Genomic DNA, 19,573 nt, shown 5'->3' with positions numbered 1-19,573 from the left:
AATGGCAAATACCGGAGCAGAAACCGGCACGTTTCTGCTCCGGATTAACTTCGCAATGAACTTAAATGCTAGGCGAGTACTTTAACTGTAGCCTGAGCGATTTCGAGTTCTTCGTTGGTTGGGATAATAAGAACTTCAGTTTTGCCACCACCGTTGATGGAACGTTCTGTGCCACGACGGGTTGCATTTTCTTCAACATCAATTTTGATGCCGAAGAGATCCATGTCAGCACAAACCATTTCGCGAACGATGTCATCGTTTTCACCGATACCAGCAGTAAATACAATAGCGTCAACGTTGCCGAGTGCAGCAATGAAGGAGCCGATGTATTTTTTGATGCGGTAAACGAACATGTCGAGAGCGGTTTTTGCTTTTTCGTCGCCTTTTTCTACTGCTGCGTGGATGTCGCGCATATCGCTCATGCCGCAGATACCGAAGAGACCGGACTGCTTGTTCATGAGGGTATCAACTTCTGCACCGGTAAGACCTTTACGATCCATGATGAAAGGAACGAGAGCAGGGTCGATGTCGCCACAACGGGTACCCATCATGAGACCTTCAAGAGGAGTAATACCCATGGTGGTGTCTACGCATTTACCTGCTTTAACAGCAGACATGGAACAACCGTTACCAAGGTGACAAATCACGAGGTTAAGGTCTTCTGGTGCTTTACCCATGAATTTTGCTGCCTGTTTTGCAACAAAACGGTGGGAAGTGCCGTGGAAGCCGTAACGACGGATTCTAAGATCTTCGTAAAGATCGTAAGGAAGCGGGTAAAGGAACGCTTTCTCAGGCATTGTCTGGTGGAATTCAGTATCGAATACACCAACGTTTGGAGTGCCAGGGAAGAGAGTTTCACAAACTTCAATACCATCAAGGTTTGCAGGGTTATGCAAAGGACCGAGTGGGATGTATTTGCGGATAATCTCTTTTACGTTGTCATCCACTTTTACGGATTCTTTAATTTCTTCGCCACCGAGGAGTACACGGTGACCGATTGCGCCAATTTCAGATTTATCTTTAATTACGCCGTCTTTTTCGTCTGTGAGCAGTTCAACAACACGTTTCATAGCCACTTCGTGGTTAGGAAACGCTTCGTCGATGACAACTTTACGTTCGTCGTCGGTGTCAGGAGCAATCTTGTTAACAAGTTTGCCCATGTCCTGACCGATACGTTCTACGAGACCGGAACAAAGAGCGGTTTCGTTTTCCATGTCAATCAGTTGAAATTTCAAAGAAGAAGAGCCGGAGTTAATTACGAGTACGTTCATCTATTTTATCCTTTAAAAGTGCTGGCTAAATAAGCCCTTTCTCAGCTTGTGCCTGAATTGCTGTAATAGCAACAGTGTTCACAATGTCTGGTACGGTACAACCGCGGGACAAGTCGTTAACAGGCTTATTGAGTCCTTGCAAGACTGGACCGATAGCTACTGCATTTGCAGCGCGCTGAACAGCTTTGTATGTGTTGTTACCGGTGTTGAGGTCTGGGAAGATGAATACAGTGGCCTGACCTGCAACTTCGGAGTCAGGAAGCTTAGTCGCTGCAACGTCTGCATCGATAGCAGCATCGTACTGGAGTGGGCCTTCCAGTTTGAGCTGTGGAGCACGTTCCTGAGCAATTTTAGTAGCTTCAATAACTTTTTCTACATCTGCACCTTTGCCGGAAGAACCGGTGGAGTAAGAGAGCATTGCAATGCGTGGGTCAACATTGAAAATGCGTGCAGTGTCCGCAGAGCCGATAGCAATTTCAGCAAGCTGTTCGGAAGTAGGGTTCGGGTTAACTGCGCAGTCACCGAAAACAAGAACACGATCTTTGAGGCACATGAGGAATACGGAAGAAACAATAGAAGCTTCCGGTTTGGTTTTAATAAATTCGAATGCTGGACGGATTGTGTGTGCAGTGGTGTTAACTGCACCGGATACCATGCCGTCTGCATCGCCTTTTTTAACCATCATAGTGCCGTAGTAAGTGGTATCGCACATGGTGTCACGGGCGTGCTCCATGCTGATACCTTTCTTTTTACGTGCTTCAAAGTAGGTTTCTACGTAGTCGTCAAAGTTAGGTGCAAGTTCTGGCTGAATGATAGTGATATCAGAAAGCTGGAGACCTAATTCAGAAATTTTCTGTTTAACGATTTCAACGTTACCGAGCAGAATGATTTCTGCAACACCGCGACGGTTGAGCATTTCAGCTGCACGTAAGATACGCTCTTCCTGACCTTCAGGAAGTACAATGCGCATTTTATGTGATTTAGCTTTCTCAATGAGGTTGAACTCAAACATCTTTGGAGTAATTTTGTCAGATTTACGGGAGATAACGCGGCGTGAAACTTCCGCAGTATCTACGTTGTCTTCAAAGATACCCAGAGCAGTTGCAACGCGGCGGCTGTCTTTAGGATCAATGCGACCGTACATCTGGTTGAGAACCTGAATAGCGAGGTAGGTGTGCTGTTTTACGCTGATTACAGGAATTGGAGCCGCAGACCAGCCTTCAACAAGGCGGCTGACATTCTTTGCCATCTCAAGACCACCAGTAAGCACAATACCGGATACATCCGGGTAGGTGGAAGACATGCGGGAAGCGAGAGTGGAAATAATGATGTCTGAGCGGTCACCAGGGGTGATAACAAGACTGGCTTCTTTCACGTAATCAAGGAAGTTGCCAATCTGCATTGCTGCAACGCACAGGTCGTCTACGCGGGTGTCCAAGCGGTCTTCACCGTAAACAACTTCACCGCCAAGCCACTGAGCCACGTCTTTCATAGTCGGTTTGCTCAGGGTTGGTTCTTCAGGAATAATGTAGACTGCAAGCTCTTTGTCAGCATCGTCTTTGGTGCCGATCTGAGAAATGATGTCTGCGCACTGTGAAGAGGTTACTTCTGCACGGTTAATGACGGAAGCAACGATATCGAGACCTTTGTCTTCGAGAGAATCGAGTGTGAGCTTGGTGGAGCTGATAATTTCTTCGCAGTCCTGTTTCTGACCGTTGATAACAACAAGAACAGGGGAGCCTAAGTTAGCTGCAATATCTGCGTTGAGGTCGAATTCGAAAGCTGCATCTTTACCGAGGAAGTCAGTTCCTTCACAAAGAACAAAGTCGTATTTGTCAGCAAGCTGTTTGTACTTGTTGAGAATATTCTCAAGCAGGATGGAGCGCTGACCGTTGTTGATAAGCTCACGAGCCTGATTGAGTGTGTAAGCATAGGTATCCTCGTAAGGGATATCCATGCCGAAGTATTCAAGAATGAGGTTGATGTCGTGGTCTTTTTTGCCGTTTTCATCATCATTGATGATAGGGCGGAAGAACGCAACGTTGCTGATGTCTTTAGTCAGCAACTGCATCATGCCGAGCACAACGGCAGATTTACCTGTTCTTGCTTCGGTAGCTGTAATATAAAGGTTTTGGGACACTATGGACTCCTTGCATATCCATTGATACTAGCCAATTTTTATGATCGAACCTGCACCCTCAGAACCACTTCCTGAGGAATACTTTTGCAGACCGATGGCAAACCCGTACATTGCGTTATTGCAATATAAATTTCAAGCTCTTACGCACTATACGTCGGAGAAAGATATCTACCGCAATGACAATGTACGGATTTGTTTCAGTCTGTAAGTTCAGGACGTTGTCACTGAACCATATATCGCATAGCGATTACAGGGTTTCAGCGTAGAGTTCGATGCTGTGCTTTACTTCTACATTGTCGTAGTTTTGTGAAAGCATATCATTCATTTGCATCATACAAGCAGGACAGCCTGTAGATACAACCTGCGCACCGGTATCAACAATGTTGTTACGCTTACGTCCCCCGATCTGTTTAGACAGATCATAGTGGTATAATGTGAAGGTACCGCCGCATCCACAGCAACGGTCAGCTTCATTCATTTCTACCAGTTCGTAGTTATTGTTCATGCGGATAAGGTCGCGTGGCTGTTCTGCTACGCCGAGTCCTTTTTTAAGGTGACAAGAATCGTGGAAGGTCACCTTTTTTCCGCCCTTAGGTGCATCGCCTTGCGGTTTTACACCAAGAACATCTACGAGGAATTCATTAATATCCATTGCTTTGGCAGCAATCTTTTCGATTTTTGCCTGCACGTCAGCCGGATATTCTTTACCGTACTTAGGCCAGTATTTCATGATGGTAGAAATACAGGAACCGCACGGGGCAACAATATAATCATATTTACCCTCGGCGAAAATTTCCGCGTTGTATTTCACCATCTTGTCATAGGCAGTTCTATCGCCTGCTGAAAGAGCAGGAATACCACAGCAAGCCTGAGTAGCTGGCATCCAGACGCCTACGCCGTGATGCTTGAATACTTTAAGACATGCTTCGCCCATGTTGGTGTACATTTTATCCGCTACACAGCCAGGGAAGAAGAGCACTCGCAGACCGGATTTTCCGGCAGGAGTATCAATTGTACCGTATTTGGCGTGCAGTGATTTTTTAGCAACCGGATTAAAATGACGGTTGCCGATAAATGGCTCAAGCAATAGTGCTTTGCGGGTAGCCTGAGTTTCAGATGCTTTTGATGTCATCAGGTTCTGGAACTTAGAACCGAAATCAAGAAGCATGTTGAAAAGCTTAGGGTTGCCGACCATGCCGCGCAGGATAGCTTTTTTCACTGGGGAAAGCCCCATGTACTCGTTAACAATGCTACGAGCTTTAATGAAGATATCGCTAATCTGTACGCCGGATGGACAGTTGGCTCCGCAGGAGCCGCAAAGCAGGCAGCGGTTCAGAGCTTCCTGAACACCTTCTGCATCGTTAATAAGTTTTGCTGCAAGACGCTCGAGCAGGGCAATTTTACCACGGGTTACGTCAGACTCTTTCATTGTTTCGGAGAAAACTGGACAAACAGCCTGACACATGCCGCACTTCATGCAAGCAACCATCTGGTCATCCAGCTCCTGAAGGAGCTTCGCAAGTTTAGTAAGATCTGCTGACATACTACTACCCTGCGATGATTTTACCTGGGTTGAGGATGTTATTAGGATCAATCGCACGCTTCATATTGAGAGAGTAGTCAATTGTTGCGCGGGAAGTTTCCTTTTCCATCCACTTGGATTTTGCCATGCCAATGCCGTGCTCGCCGGAAAGTGTACCTTTGAGAGAAAGAGCTACGTCAAAGATATTATCAACAGCTTCTTCTACACGGTGGAATTCTTTTGCATCACGACGGTCACAAAGGATTGTCGGGTGAAGGTTACCGTCACCAGCATGACCGAATGTGCCGATAGCAAGATCGTATTTTTTCGCAATGTCGTTAATTGCAGCTACCATTGCAGGAATCTGGGAGCGAGGTACTGTTGCATCTTCAAGAACTGTAGTCGGCTTAGCACGAGCAAGAGCTGGCAGCGCGTTACGGCGTGCTTCCCACAGTTTGAATTTCTCTTCAGCGTCTTTTGCAACGTGAACAGCAGTTGCACCAGCTTTAGAGAGACATTTTTCTACAACAGCAGCTTCGTCAGCAACCTGTCCCGGGTGACCGTCTACTTCGATAAGAAGAATAGCAGCAGCTTCTACAGGAAGACCTGCTTTAGTGTATGCTTCAACGTGTTTGAGTGCAGCCTGATCCATGAATTCAAGAGTACAAGGAACAACGTGGGCAGCAATAATGGAAGCAACAGCTTCGGAAGCTTTGTTAACATCGTCAAATACAGCCATCATAGCTTTAGATGCAGCAGGTGGTGGTGTAAGTTTGAGGATGATTTCGTTGAATACACCAAGAGTGCCTTCAGAAGCAGCCATAAGACCTGCAAGGTTATAGCCGGTTACACATTTAACAGTGCGTGAACCGGTTTTTACGAGCTGACCGTTTACATCAAAAAAGTCGAGACCCATAACGTAATCTTTGGTTACGCCATATTTAAGACCGCGAAGACCACCGGCGTTTTCGGCAACGTTACCGCCGATAGTGGAAACAGCCTGAGAACCCGGGTCAGGCGGGTAGAACAGACCACGTTTTGCAACTTCCTGTGCAAACTGTGCAGTAACAACACCCGGCTGAACAACAGCGTAAAGATCTTCTTCGTTGATTTCGAGGATCTTGTTCAGACCGTTTGTGAGAATAACAATGCCATCACGCTTATCTGGAATAGTGCCGCCGGAAAGGTTTGTACCGGCACCGCGTACAGTGATAGGGCAGTTGTTTTCGTTACAGAGCGCAATAACTTTACCTAATTCTTCAGAATTGGTCGGGCGAACAACCAATGCAGGAGTTACAGGTTCAAGTACAGCGGAGTCATAAGAGTAAGCCTGACGCTCCGGCTCAGAAGTAAACACATTTTCTTTGCCGACTGCGGCTTCAAATTCTTTAGTCAAGGACGCACTAATCACGGAGTTCTCCTCAATAATTATGTTGTCTACAATCAGCCTCAAGTGCTCAAAATAACCGGCAACGAGCAGCTTGGGCGAATACTTGAAAAAACGGGGCACACTTCCGCAGTAGCCCCGTTCTTCAATACACTAGTAAAAAGCTGGAGACAGCCGTATGTGACTGTCTCCGGCAAGTATACTTTAGAAGAGGGTTGGGAACATCACGATACAAGCTGATACCATGATACCAACTACGATGCCGTAAAGGAGGAAAGGACCGTAGGTACGACGAAGGATGGCGCCTTCACGACCAGAGAGACCTACAACCGCACAAGCAGCAACGATGTTGTGGATACAAACCATGTTACCCATACCACCACCAACTGCCTGAGCAGCAACGATAAGCTGACGAGGTAACTCGAGCTGTGTTGCCATGCCCCACTGGAATTCAGCGAAGAGAAGGTCAGATACGGTGTTGGAACCAGTAATAAATGCACCTAAGCCACCAACGAAGGATGCAAACATTGGCCATGCACCACCGAAGATGTTAGCTGCAACTTCCGCCAATGCCAATGGCATGGAAGGAAGACCTGAAGGGTTGTTAGCGGAAAGACGGAAGATGGATACCAGCGCTACTGCGAATACGAGAGCGATGGTTGGGTTCTTCATCTTAGCGATAGCTTCACTCCAAGCACGTTTGGTATTTTCACCGCTCATGCCGTGCAGGCCGATGGTGAGAATAGCAACGAGTACGAATGGAATGGTGCCCGGCAGGTAGAGGTATTTAATTGAGTTCTTAATTTCTGGGTGGCCGAGGAAGCCTGCGTCGAAGCCGAGAGATACGCCAGCGAGCATGCCTTTGAGACCGAGTTCAGGAATACGGGTAACAACGAGGATAGCACCGATAAGAACGTATGGAAGCCATGCACGGAACTGAGACATGTGAGCAGTAAAGTTGGTAGAACCACCACCTTTAATTTCGCCAGTCCATTCAGGATCCCATTTGTTGTGATCACCAAAGTCAAAGTGATCTTTAGGCATGCAGAAACCGTTTTTAGCACCAAGAATGATGATACCGAGACCAACGAGACCACCGATAAGGGATGGGAACTCAGGACCGATCATCCAAGCGAATACGAGGTAAGGTACGATAAATGCGGTTGATGCAAATACACAGAATTTCCATGCGCCAAAGCCTTCTTTCCAGCTGCGGTTAGGACCGAAGTAGCGGGTGATGAAACCGAGCATGAAGATAGGAAGGATGTAAATCATTGGTGTGTTGTATACGGTTGCCCACTGGCCGATAACAGCGTTGAACTGATCGACAGAAGCGAAGTTGAGACCCGGGATGCCAGCTGCAACAGCCTGATCCACGAGAGGGCGAACGTATTTAAGACCGAGAATAATCGGGGTACCAACAGCACCAAAAGTTACTGGGAAAGAGTTAAATACGAGACAGAGTACTGCTGCTGCGAGTGGCGGGAAGCCAAGAGACAGAAGCAGAGGTGCAGCAAGAGCAGCCGGAGTACCGAAGCCAGCAGCACCTTCAATGAATGCAGCAAACATGAAACCGATGATGATCGCCTGAACGCGACGGTCAGCGGAAATCTGCTGCATGCCGTACTGAATTGTTTCCATACCACCGCTGTACTGCAATGTGTACAGAATAAGGATAGCACCAAAAACGATGATAAGTACGGAGATTGCTGTAATGAGGCCATGGAAAGACATAGCGGCTACGTAGCCTGCATCAAGACCCCAGCCTGCCATTGCGCCAAGAACAGCACACGCCCAAGCTACAGGCATAGCCTTAGTTGCAGGCCAGCGAAGGCCTACCATGAGAATAAGAGCTGCCAGAATAGGCAGTACAGCAAACATTGCTAACATAATAAAACGCTCCTCATTTAGGTTGTTAGCAACCGTATCCGCTTTTCCACCATTAAAACGGATACGATTGAATAAAAAGGTTCCCGGCTCAGGCTTCCGCTCCCTTACCGGGAACCTTTAACAGCTAGTTAGCTGGCTGCGTGCTATTTAGCGTCGCGGCCATCGTTGCAGGCATCACCTGCACCGTTTTTGCCGTCGGTTTCGGCGGTTGCTGCAATTTCGCAACGTTCTTCGCCGTTACCTTTAGAGGCAACTGGTGCACCCGGAGCCGCTACTTCGATGCCTGGAAGATCGCTGAGGGATTTGAAGTACTCGTAGCGCTTCATGTAATCCTCTTCAATCTGAGCACGGAGGCGTTTGGACTCTTCAGGGGCAAGCTTCTCGAGCAGAGCGTAACGGTTTTCGCCAGAGAGGAATTCCTGAATCTGACCGTTAGGTGCTTTGGACTCGTAGATGAATGGGTTTTTGCCTTCGTCAGCGAGAACTGGGTTGTAGCGGTACAATGGCCAGTAACCAGTCTCAACTGCGATTTTTTCTTCTTCGATGGATTTGCCCATACCTTTACGGATACCCTGGTTGATACAAGGTGCGTAACAGATAACGATGGACGGACCGTCGAATGCTTCAGCTTCTTTAAATGCCTTGAGAACCTGGTTCATGTTAGCACCCATGGATACGGATGCAACGTAAACGTAGCCGTAAGACATTGCGATAAGACCGAGGTCTTTTTTACCAACTTTCTTACCGGAAGCTGCCATTTTCGCGATGGAGCCGAGTGGGGTAGCTTTAGAAGACTGACCACCAGTGTTAGAGTACACTTCGGTATCCATTACGAGGATGTTGATGTCTTCGCCGGAAGCGAGAACATGGTCTACACCGCCGAAGCCGATGTCGTATGCCCAACCGTCACCACCGAATACCCATACGGATTTTTTGGTGAAGAGGTCAGCCATGGAGTAGAGTTCGTGTGCCATTGCACTGTGGTCTACGCCAGCTTCGATGAGTGTAAGGATTTCTTCGCCAGCTGCTGCGGATGCATCGCCCTGATCTTTAACTTCAAGCCAAGCAGTGAGAGCATCTTTAAGCTGTACGCTTTCAACGGTGTCGATAGCTTCTTTTACAACGTCTTCAAGTTTGTTGCGACGCTGTGTGTAAGCCATGCCCATACCGTAACCAAATTCAGCAGCGTCCTCGAAGAGTGAGTTACCCCAAGCAGGACCGTGACCGTTTTTGTTTACAGTGTATGGTGTGGTAGGTGCAGATGCACCCCAAATGGAAGAACAACCGGTTGCGTTAGCGATAATCATACGCTCACCAAACATCTGAGTGAGGAGTTTTACGTATGGAGTTTCACCACAACCTGCACATGCACCGGAGAATTCCATCAGAGGCTGCTGGAACTGAGAGCCTTTGAGAGAGTCGCGGGACATGAGAGCATCTTTGATCTCGATTGTTTCTTCTGCGAAAGCAAGGTTAGCAGCCTGATCGTCAACCTGAGTTTCGATTGGCTTCATAACGAGTGCTTTTTCTTTAGCAGGACATACGTTTGCACAAGAACCACAACCGAGGCAGTCTTCTGCGTAAACCTGCATGCGGTACTTGAGACCTTTTACTTCTTTGCCTTTAGCATCGAGAGTAGTGAAGGTTGCTGGTGCGTCAGCAAGTTCTTCTTCAGTAGCAAGTACAGGACGAATTGCAGCGTGAGGACAAACGTAAGAGCAGCGGTTACACTGGATGCAGTTTTCCTGTACCCATTCAGGTACGAGAATAGCTACACCGCGTTTTTCGAATGCTGCAGTACCAACTGGGAAGAGACCGTCCGGTTCGAAAGCGGAAACAGGGAGTTTGTCGCCTTTCTGTGCAAGGATAGGACGAACAACGTTGGTAATGAATTCTGGAGCATCGCCAGTGCAAGCGCAATCATCAGAAGCGGTTGCCCAGTCTGCAGGAATTTTAACTTCAACAAGAGCGTCAGCAGCTTTATCAACAGCCTGAACGTTCATGTTAACGATGTGATCACCTTTCTTGCCGTATGCTTTCTTAATAGAATCTTTAAGGTAAGCTACTGCCTGATCGAAAGGAATTACGTTTGCAAGCTTAAAGAATGCAGTCTGCATAACCATGTTGATGCGACCGCCAAGACCTACTTCAGATGCAATCTTAACAGCATCTACGTTGTAGAACTTGATGTTCTTTTCAGCGAGAGTACGTTTCATGGAAGCAGGGAGATGTTCGTTCATCTCTTCTGGTGACCAGTTAGAGTTCAGTACGAAAATACCGCCATCTTTGATTCCGTCGAGGAGATCGTACTGGTTAACGTAAGCAGACTTGTGACAAGCAATGTAGTCAGCTGCGTTAACAAGGTAAGTGGACTGAATTTTTTCGTTACCGAAACGAAGGTGAGACACAGTGAAGCCGCCGGACTTTTTGGAGTCGTAAGCGAAGTAACCCTGTGCGTACATGTCGGTGTTGTCACCGATGATTTTAATAGCCTGCTTGTTAGCACCAACAGTACCGTCAGCACCGAGACCGAAGAATTTACACTGAACTGTGCCAGCAGGTACGGTGTCGAGTACGTCACCAACAGTAAGGGAAGAACGAGTAACGTCGTCTGTAATACCAACAGTGAAGTGGTCTTTAGGACCAGCTACTTTCATGTTCTCGTATACTGCGAGTACGTCAGCAGGGGTGAATTCTTTAGAACCGAGACCGTAGCGACCGGAAAGAATTACTGGCATTTCACCGTGTTCTTTAAATGCAGCGCAAACGTCAAGGTAAAGAGGATCGCCAATTGCGCCAGGTTCTTTTGTACGATCAAGAACAGTGAAGATTTCTGCGGAAGCAGGAACAACTTCGAGCATGTGCTTGATAGAGAACGGACGGTAGAGACGAACTTTAAGAAGACCTACTTTTTCACCTTTTTCGGTAAGGTAGTTAACTACTTCTTCAATAGCTTCGTTACCAGAGCCCATACATACGATTACGCGTTCTGCGTCTTCGTGACCAACGAACTCAAAAGGTTTGTAGGAACGGCCGGTGATGCTTTCAACTTTAGCCATTGCATCGATAACTGCTGCAGGAACAGCATCGTAGAATGTGTTACAAGCTTCACGTGCCTGGAAGTAAATATCTGGGTTCTGAGCAGTACCACGAAGATGTGGGTGCTCAGGGTTCATTGCGTTCTGACGGAATGCTTCAATTTTCTCAAAGTTAACTACTTTTTTGATATCTTCGTAGTCGATAACTTCGATTTTCTGAAGTTCGTGAGAAGTACGGAAGCCGTCGAAGAAGTGACAGAATGGAACGCTGGTTTCGATTGCTGCAAGGTGAGCAACGAGAGCCATATCCATAGCTTCCTGTACGGAGTTGGAACATAAGAAAGCAAAGCCAGTCTGACGACAAGCCATTACGTCCTGATGGTCACCGAAGATGGAGAGTGCATGTGATGCAAGAGCACGTGCAGAAACATGGAAAACGCCAGGAAGAAGTTCACCGGCAATTTTGTACATGTTAGGAATCATGAGCAGAAGGCCCTGAGACGCTGTAAATGTAGAAGTCAGCGCGCCTGCTGCGAGACAGCCGTGTACCGCACCAGCAGCACCAGCTTCTGACTGGAGCTGACGGATGGAAACTGTCTGGTCAAAGATGTTTTTCTTGCCGGCAGCAGCCCAGTCGTCTGCAGCTTCTGCCATGTTGGATGATGGAGTGATCGGGTAGATAGCAGCCGTGTCACTCAGCGCGTACGCAATATGCGCAGCAGCGGTGTTACCATCCATAGTTTTCATAGTCTTGGCCATTAGAGTAACTCCTTTATGTAGCCTGAAAGCATGTGGGTCATGCTGTCCTGCATTTTCCTGAGCGTCGCAGTTACTTAACTTTGCATGGAATGCGGGTTTATCCCCGCCCCACATTCCTCGACAGGAAAAAACAGGGTGATCGGGTTAACCAATACAAAAGATATGCCACTTGTGTGATTTTTTATAAACCCAGCGATTACAATATGTTATATTGAGAAGCTGTTGTTGTGGTTTTTTGCGAATCACGAAGTTGTCTGAAAAATAAGACTATCAATAGATGATAGGGCTAATAGTAAAAGGATAATCCCTGAATCAGGGGGGCTTAACCCTGTAAATCTAAAAGGTTATCTTGTCTTAAAAATCAGACGAATATAACTAGTTGCTCCTTCTACAACAAAATGAGTACACAAACAATGCTTGTTTGCATAATATTAGCGTTTATTTTGTTTGTTTTATCAACCTTGTTTTATAAGGAGATATTATACTTTTTCAGCAATGCATAGAGATGGGAGCGGGATAATCCCGAAGTTTCCAAGATTTCTTGAATGTTGGAACCATGCTGCGCGATGAGTTGTAGAAGGTACTTTTTTTCCATATCAGATTTAAATTGTCGCAATGTGGGCAGCGCATCGAAAGAAAATGAAAACGGTGCCGCAGATTGCTGGTCTGATTTTTCAGACACCGGTGATTGAGTCTCGGTAGTTGTCTGATTTTCCAGTCCGCGCACAAGGTTTGCTTGTGCAATCTTGATACGGATGTCGGCTGGAAGATGTCTTGCGTAGAGGACAGATTCCGAACCGGCAGCGACTAACGCCTGTTCAAGGGCGTTAAATAACTCACGAACGTTTCCCGGCCAGTCGTATTTGGCTAGCGTAGGGAAAAAGTCCGCAGAAAAATGTTTAGTGGGCATTCCATATTGTTTGCAGAGTTTCTCAATTCTATATTGTGAAAGCTGTTCAAGGTCATCGTTACGAAGACGAAGAGCAGGAAGTTCAATATGGACTGTTTTAAGGCGGAAGAAGAGATCTCGGCGAAACTCTCCCTGTTCGACCATTTGTTGCAGGTTACGGTTTGTTGCGGAAATAAGGCGGAAATCGCTTTTTTCTTCAACAGTTCCCCCTACAGGTCTAAAGACCCGTTCTTGCAGGAAGCGCAAAAAGGATTTCTGAATAGTTAGAGGCATTTCGCCCACTTCGTCTAAAAACAGTGTGCCGTTGTCTGCCAGTTTTACCAACCCGTCCTTATCGGTTTGCGCGCCGGTAAATGCCCCTTTTTTATGTCCGAACAGTGTCGATTCAAGCAAGGTTTCTGTTAAAGCAGCGCAGTCAACAACAACAAAATCTCCTTTTGAGCGTTTGCTGTTGGTATGTATTGTCCGTGCCGTAAGTTCTTTGCCTGTTCCTGTCTCACCCGTGATGAGCACGTTTGCATCGGTAGATGCTGCCTGTGCCATCAGACTGAAACAGTTTTGGATGATAGAGCTGGTGCCGACCATATGGGCACTGGCTAGTGGCTTTGTGTCGCGGCTTTTATCTCGTTTTTCTTGACGATATTTAAGAACACGCTTGAGTGTCTGCGTAATATCTTTGATAGATGCAGGTTTTACAAGGTAGTCCCACACGCCGCGTTGAATAGCTGTTTCGGCTCCTGCCGGGTCGCCATCACCTGTTAAGATAATAACTTCTGGTGGATTATCAAAATGTCCGATGTCAGAAAGGTAGTCTAGTCCGTTGCCATCCGGAAGGCGGACATCAAGAAAGAGCACGTCAAATTCTTGTTCCCGCAGCAGACTGAATCCTTGAGCAATAGTCTGTGCTGTGGAGCAATCATATTGAAGGCGGGAAAGCAGACTTTCGAAAGTCTCACAGATATTAACGTCATCATCAATAATCAGAATGTTGGGCATGCTCAGTTTCCGAAACTTGTGTTTCTGCGCCTTTTGGGGCGGTTAGCGAGAAGTTACTGTAACGGGTGCAGTACAGAAGTGATTGCTTTTCCAATAATGGAACTGTTGTACGGCTTGCTGACCAAGGTTTTGACAGACGGAATTTCTTGAGCACCTTTGGCTGCGAGATTTCGACCGGAAACCATAATAACCGGAAGCTCCGGTGCGGTGTCGCTGATATGTTGCGCTAACTCAAGACCGTTCAGTTCGGGCATATCAAAATCCGTGATGACGAGATCCCACGATTCGGGTTGCTCACTAATCATATCTGCTGCTAACGCAGCATCACCTATAGGGTCAACCTCATAGCCTAAGTTTCTGAGAACTCTAGGAATTGTCGTAAGTTGGTCAGGGTCGTCTTCAACAAACAAAATACGTCCTTCACCTTGAAGAATACTTTCTACGTGCTGTTCTTCTGCCCTTAAGACTGGTTTGTCAATATGCGGGAGATAGATTGTGAAAGCGGTGCGTTCAAACGGTATACTACTTACTTCGACACCCCCGCCGTGCCCTGTGATAATTCCAAGAACAACGGAAAGCCCCAAGCCGGTTCCTTCTGTCTTTCCTTTTGTAGTGAAGAACGGGTCAAAAATCTTGTCTTGAATTTCAGACGTAATGCCAGGCCCGTTATCTTCAATGACTAATTTGAAGTATTCACCCTTAGGGATGTTGAACTGACTTGCTTTTTCTTCTGTAAGATATTCCGCATCCACACTAAGGCACAACGTGCCGCCATGCTCGCGCAATGCTTGGAACGAGTTTGTACATATATTCATCATGACCTGATTCATTTGAGTCGGATCACCGAAGGTATGTGCATCATCAACATTATAGGTTGTTTCTACGTTAATATTACGTGGTAGCGATGCTGAAATAAGTCCCACGGATTCGTTCATAATTTCCAAAATATTAATTGTACGGAATCCGGCAACGGATGGCTTGCTGAACGTAAGGATCTTTTTCACCAGTCCGCTACCATGTTGTGCGGCGCGCAATGCACGTTCCAAATCTTTGGATGTGAGCGTTTCCTCGTCAATATCAATAAGTGCCAGTTCAACTGAGTTGATAATGGACGTCAGAATATTATTGAAGTCATGGGCAATGCCACCGGCAAGAGTGCCGATAGCTTCCATTTTTTGTGACTGAAGCAATTGGCGCTCAAGGTTGATGCGTTGCGTAATGTCTTCTGCTGTGGTGAGCAGCCCCACAATTTCGCCTTTGTCGCCGTGAAGCGGCAGACGGTTTATTTCCAGCCAGACAAGATTGCCTTCTTTATCCGTGATACGCTCTTTGGATTTTAGCTGCGGGATGTTGCGGGTAAGCACCAGACTGTCAGCATGCTGCATTGCATCGGCATCTTGTTTATTGAACAAGAATTCTGCGTCTGTTTTGCCTATAAGCTCACGGGCATGCTGGACGCCAAAGAACTGATCGAACGACCTGTTGCTTCCCATATATTTGAAGTTATTACTTTTCCACGAAACATGCTGTGGGATGTTGTCCATGACGGATTGCAGCATTCGTTCTGAATTGCGTAATGCTTTTTCTGCGCGTTTGCGTGTAGTGACGTTTTCGGAAAAGCCTTCGAGAAGCTCAATGTTATTCAGGCGGTCACGTACAACACGCACAGATAAGTTTGCGGCAATTTTCGTGTTATCTGGGCGCAGCAGTGTTTTTTCAAACGTCAAAATCTCGTTTGCACGGGCTTTGTGGAAATCAACATCCTGTAACAAATCTTCAAGGGCATTATTTTCATCTGCCATAAACTCTGCTGGCGAAGTATACCCGTTCATCCTCGCAAACGCAGGGTTTACATCAACAAAGGCTCCTGTAGGACGTACCCTGAAAATGCCAAGCGGGGAGTTTTCAAAGATAGAGCGGTATTTTTCTTCTGCAAAGCGTAAGCGGTCTTCTGCCTTTTTGCGGTCAGAAAAATCAAAGATGACACCCACCATGCCCGCAATTTCACCACGGGCGTTCACGTTTGTTGCTTTGTGCAGCAGGATATTGTGTACGCCGCCTTCGCGGGATGAAATAGTCTGTTCGTAGATGGATTCATCCGGTTCTTGCAGCAATTGATGATCGACAGGGTGCTGCAACTGGGACAGACCGAATTCTTGCAGCTCCCATTCATTACAATTCAAAATGTCGTCGCGTTGAACTCCGAAAAACTTTTCGAACGCAAGGTTGCATTGCTGGTATCTTCCATACTTATCTTTCGAATAAATAGGAATCGGGATGGTATCCATAAGCAGGCGTAAAAATGAAAGCTGATCTTTAATTTTTTGCTCTACAGATTTTTTTTCAAGAATATTCATCACCAACAGAACAAGTGTGATGGTGAGAAGAATAAGGCTGATGATAATGACCCAGAACACCTGCTTGTTCAGTTCGTAGAAGCGGCTCGGCGCGTTAATCATATTAGCAGATTCCGGTAACGCGCGTTCGCTTATGTGCAGGCGCTTTAACTCGTTGTAGTCGAATGCCCACGGTGAAGTGTTTTGGGATATAACAGGGATTTGATTTGCAGGTGTGCCGTTAAGGATTTTAAGACCAAGCTCAGCGGCAAGTCTTCCGTCAGTTACGCCGGAAATTAATTTACCCCCGAGGATGCCGTGCCCGAGTAAGAATCTCCAGTTTGAATAAAGCGGTGCATGTGTGTTGTCATGCACCTTTTGCAGGAGTTCCTGCGCGGAATAAAATTGACCGTCAATTTCCCGATACATCGGAATAAAATAAAAAAATGTATCGCGGGAAACCTGTTTAACACGGTGGATAATTTCTTTATGCGGCAGGTCTGTCCAAAATTGTACCTTCAACCCTTTATCAATAGTAGGAATACCTTCCACAACCTGTTTGCGAATCGCCTTACCCGTGACGGATTCGTCACCAATAACAATCAATTGCTTCAGGTTTGGGTGCATCTCCAATGCAAGACGGATGTTTGCTGCTACGTCAAACGTTTCTGTGACACCAGTAACTTGCTTGCCTGCAATTTGTGCTGGGTTAAAGTCGTTTACCCCGACAAACACAACAGGGACATCTGGAAAAAGTTCTTCCCCGTATTTAATGATAAAATTGAATGCATCGTTGTCTGAAACGGCAATCAGGTCGAAGGGAGTGTCAGAAAATTTTCGTCGGAACAATTCCATGACATGTTGGATTGCTTGTTCGTAAGGAAATTTTTTGGAGTCGAGATATTCAACCTGCAACATTATGGAATACGGACTGTCTTCAATGCGCTTTTTAAAACCTTCGAGAAGGTTGTCCGACCATTCGTACCCGTTGTGGTAGGAGTTTAGATACAGAATATTTTTTCGTTCTTTAATTGGCGCAGTAGGGGCAGCAATAGCGTATGTCGCCGACAAAATGACGGTTACTAGTACGCAAAAAAAGATTCGGAAAAGGCGTGCACCCATAGAAAATAATCCCCTCGCAGCTAATGATTGAAGGCGCTCCAGTATGATTTTGCAGCATCCCTCTCGCCTCCGTGTACCGTTTATTTACTCAATTGTCACCAACGGTGAAGTGGCGTCTTTTTGACATTGTGTTGAATTAGTTCTTTATAAACAGTTGCTTACAAAAATGGCAAGCTCCTTGCTATAAGTCACGGCAAAGACAATTATGTGGCGTTCCCGATAGATAGGGTGCCAATTCAGGAGGACTACAATGTTATTTTTGCTTGGTGGAAATGATAAAAAGCCGACACAGGCTGAACAGGCTCGTACCGAAAATATGGAACGTGTTAAGGACTTATTTCTTGCCGGTCGGTTTCCTGTAGTAACTACTGAGGTACTCGAGGGACGTGCTATCGGAAAAGTTCTCGGGCTGGTTGCATGTCGCGGCTATGATTCCGACGATGCCTTTTTCGGTATGACTGCTCGTGCAGTTAATAAAGGTGCTCAAGCCATCATCGGATATCAGGAGAACATAGCGTTCCATCCGGATGGTAGTAAATATTTCTCTTGTTACGGTACTGCTGTGCAGTTTGACCGTTCCAAACGAGCTTAGCTATACGCCTCCAAATGGTTGTTTCACATTTGGCAGCGTAATACTACCTTTACGGCTTGTTGTGTATTCTCCCCCCCTCCGAGAACTTACCTAGGTTCAGCACAGCAAGCCGTAAGGTATTATCTGGCGCATAAATCGTCTTCAGCGGCGGTTGCTAGATAGAGCTATCCATTCTTCTATTCCCCATATCACAGCAATCTTGAGATGTGTTGAAGCATGCGCGGACAATGTGCTTGCAGAACATTGTGCGATACTGTTCGTGCACAGTGCTCTTTGTAGCCATATTCACTGCCTATGCGTTTGTGGAAGCCGTAGAGCAAGCCATACACATCCTGCCATAATGCTGGCAGCGGTGATAAATGCCCATGCTGTTCCGCCCGCCATGTACGGTAGCAGTAGTATATATGGTGCAATTGATTGTCCTAGTGTGAGCATACTGGCATTGATTGCCATAATGCTTCCGCGCTGTGCTGCGCTGGATGCTTCGGAAAGAAACATCAGTATTGTACTGTACGACATGCCCTGAGCCAATCCGCTTAACGCCATAGGTATAGCTAGCCCCCAATATGTGCCAGCAAATGGCATCATTCCCATACTTATTATATAGAGAATAAAGGATGCCAGTAGCATACTGCGCTTTGAAAACAGGGTGTTGATGGCAACGAGTTGTGTCGAAATAACACCTGATACCAACGCTGAAAGCGTGAGTATGCTGCCGATTTGTGCGGGACTTCCAGAAAAGGCGACATTTACCAGCTTGGGCATGTATATTTGATATGCACCGAAGCTGCCTGCGCTTGCCAGTAGTGTAATTGAATACAATATCAGACCATGATGTAAGAACAGAGATTTTTTTATGTTTGCGAGATAGCTACGGGTGTCTGGTGTATGGTTTGGATTGGGTACATAAAGATGTTTGAACGCAAGATTTGCATATACAAATCCAAAAATAGGCAATGCAAAGGGAAGCCGCCAGTGTATGAGCGCCAGCAAGCCTCCTGCAAGTGGAATTACGGCTGTGCAGGCGCTGAATGTTGTGGTGATATAGCCCATGTTTCTGACACGTTCTTTGCCTGAATATAGGTCTCCGATGATCGTGGAAAAAAGTACGCCAAACGTTGCCACGCTTATACCCTGTAATAGCCGAAGCCAGATCAGCATACTAAATGATGGTGCAAGCGCACATCCCGTTCCGGTGATAGAGTAAAAAAGTAAGCTTGGAATAAGAATTTCTTTTCTGCCGAATCGATCTGCAAGATACCCGGCAAAGGGTGTCAAAAAAATGCTTGGCATCGTATAGGCTGCTACTACAAGACTCACCTTGCCAAGCGAAAGCCCCAATTCATCGCTCATAAGTGGAAGAATAGGAATGATGCTGGAAATACCCAGCTGGATAAAAATGATTAAACCAAGCGAGAGCAGCAGGTTTTTATCCTTGAGAGGATTGGGGAGTGCAGAATCTGACATACCGCAAGAATAGCGTGTCATCTCTCTGTCTTTCTAGGATAATAACTTCTGATTTTTTAAAAATTGTTTGTTTTTTGTCGGTAGAATTTATGTGGCGATTTTTCTTCTTTATCTTTAGTGTGTTACCGAAAGAGTGTTCCCCA

Annotated in this window: 11 protein-coding genes; 1 reads left to right on the top strand and 10 read right to left on the bottom strand. The window is 46.4% G+C overall.

The window, feature by feature from the left end; translation table 11 throughout:
• Positions 1-68: 68 nt before the first annotated feature.
• From N4A56_RS06465 to N4A56_RS06430, 8 genes are all read right to left on the bottom strand, one after another.
• Positions 69-1,271, bottom strand: coding sequence for an acetate kinase (locus tag N4A56_RS06465; protein ID WP_293670751.1), 1,203 nt, complete (start codon positions 1,269-1,271; stop codon positions 69-71).
• A gap of 25 nt (positions 1,272-1,296) precedes the next feature.
• On the bottom strand, positions 1,297-3,411 hold the full coding sequence (gene pta, locus N4A56_RS06460) for a phosphate acetyltransferase (protein WP_295545897.1): 2,115 nt from the start codon (positions 3,409-3,411) through the stop codon (positions 1,297-1,299).
• A gap of 247 nt (positions 3,412-3,658) precedes the next feature.
• Positions 3,659-4,954, bottom strand: a complete 1,296-nt coding sequence (locus N4A56_RS06455) for a (Fe-S)-binding protein (protein WP_295545896.1) — start codon at positions 4,952-4,954, stop codon at positions 3,659-3,661.
• Between the two features lie 4 nt (positions 4,955-4,958).
• Positions 4,959-6,344 carry an FAD-linked oxidase C-terminal domain-containing protein gene (locus N4A56_RS06450; protein WP_295545893.1) on the bottom strand — a complete coding sequence of 462 codons (1,386 nt, stop codon included), beginning with the start codon at positions 6,342-6,344 and terminating at the stop codon, positions 4,959-4,961.
• Positions 6,345-6,524: 180 nt separating this feature from the next.
• Positions 6,525-8,210 (bottom strand): L-lactate permease, encoded by a 1,686-nt coding sequence (locus N4A56_RS06445; RefSeq protein ID WP_293670745.1) that lies wholly within the window; start codon positions 8,208-8,210, stop codon positions 6,525-6,527.
• 143 nt (positions 8,211-8,353) lie between these two features.
• Positions 8,354-12,007, bottom strand: a complete 3,654-nt coding sequence (nifJ, locus tag N4A56_RS06440) for a pyruvate:ferredoxin (flavodoxin) oxidoreductase (protein WP_293670743.1) — start codon at positions 12,005-12,007, stop codon at positions 8,354-8,356.
• A 466-nt stretch (positions 12,008-12,473) separates the two neighbouring features.
• Positions 12,474-13,913 carry a sigma-54 dependent transcriptional regulator gene (locus N4A56_RS06435; RefSeq protein ID WP_295545892.1) on the bottom strand — a complete coding sequence of 480 codons (1,440 nt, stop codon included), beginning with the start codon at positions 13,911-13,913 and terminating at the stop codon, positions 12,474-12,476.
• 53 nt (positions 13,914-13,966) lie between these two features.
• Positions 13,967-17,371 (bottom strand): ABC transporter substrate binding protein, encoded by a 3,405-nt coding sequence (locus N4A56_RS06430; protein WP_295545889.1) that lies wholly within the window; start codon positions 17,369-17,371, stop codon positions 13,967-13,969.
• 250 nt (positions 17,372-17,621) lie between these two features.
• Here N4A56_RS06430 and N4A56_RS06425 point away from each other — a divergent pair, with 250 nt between their 5' ends.
• Positions 17,622-17,963, top strand: coding sequence for a hypothetical protein (locus N4A56_RS06425; protein WP_293670739.1), 342 nt, complete (start codon positions 17,622-17,624; stop codon positions 17,961-17,963).
• 154 nt (positions 17,964-18,117) lie between these two features.
• Here the strand turns inward: N4A56_RS06425 and N4A56_RS06420 are convergent, their stop codons facing one another.
• Together N4A56_RS06420 and N4A56_RS06415 are read right to left on the bottom strand one after the other, a co-directional pair.
• The gene (locus tag N4A56_RS06420) at positions 18,118-18,246 is read right to left on the bottom strand and encodes a hypothetical protein (RefSeq protein WP_295545887.1); all 129 of its coding nucleotides are present in this window, start codon (positions 18,244-18,246) and stop codon (positions 18,118-18,120) included.
• A 2-nt stretch (positions 18,247-18,248) separates the two neighbouring features.
• Positions 18,249-19,451, bottom strand: a complete 1,203-nt coding sequence (locus N4A56_RS06415) for an MFS transporter (protein WP_295545885.1) — start codon at positions 19,449-19,451, stop codon at positions 18,249-18,251.
• Positions 19,452-19,573: the final 122 nt, after the last annotated feature.

It is taken from the genome of Halodesulfovibrio sp., assembly GCF_025210605.1.
Lineage (GTDB): Bacteria > Desulfobacterota > Desulfovibrionia > Desulfovibrionales > Desulfovibrionaceae > Halodesulfovibrio.
This window is presented reverse-complemented; position numbering and strand designations above follow the sequence as displayed.

Bases quoted from the DNA above. Each gene is read 5' to 3' on its own strand.
- N4A56_RS06455 (WP_295545896.1), bottom strand. From the start codon at position 4,954: ATGTCAGCAGATCTTACTAAACTTGCGAAGCTCCTTCAGGAGCTGGAT.
- N4A56_RS06430 (WP_295545889.1), bottom strand. From the start codon at position 17,371: ATGGGTGCACGCCTTTTCCGAATCTTTTTTTGCGTACTAGTAACCGTC.
- N4A56_RS06445 (WP_293670745.1), bottom strand. From the start codon at position 8,210: ATGTTAGCAATGTTTGCTGTACTGCCTATTCTGGCAGCTCTTATTCTC.
- N4A56_RS06465 (WP_293670751.1), bottom strand. From the start codon at position 1,271: ATGAACGTACTCGTAATTAACTCCGGCTCTTCTTCTTTGAAATTTCAA.
- N4A56_RS06420 (WP_295545887.1), bottom strand. From the start codon at position 18,246: ATGGCTACAAAGAGCACTGTGCACGAACAGTATCGCACAATGTTCTGC.
- N4A56_RS06415 (WP_295545885.1), bottom strand. From the start codon at position 19,451: ATGACACGCTATTCTTGCGGTATGTCAGATTCTGCACTCCCCAATCCT.
- nifJ (WP_293670743.1), bottom strand. From the start codon at position 12,007: ATGGCCAAGACTATGAAAACTATGGATGGTAACACCGCTGCTGCGCAT.
- N4A56_RS06435 (WP_295545892.1), bottom strand. From the start codon at position 13,913: ATGCCCAACATTCTGATTATTGATGATGACGTTAATATCTGTGAGACT.
- N4A56_RS06425 (WP_293670739.1), top strand. From the start codon at position 17,622: ATGTTATTTTTGCTTGGTGGAAATGATAAAAAGCCGACACAGGCTGAA.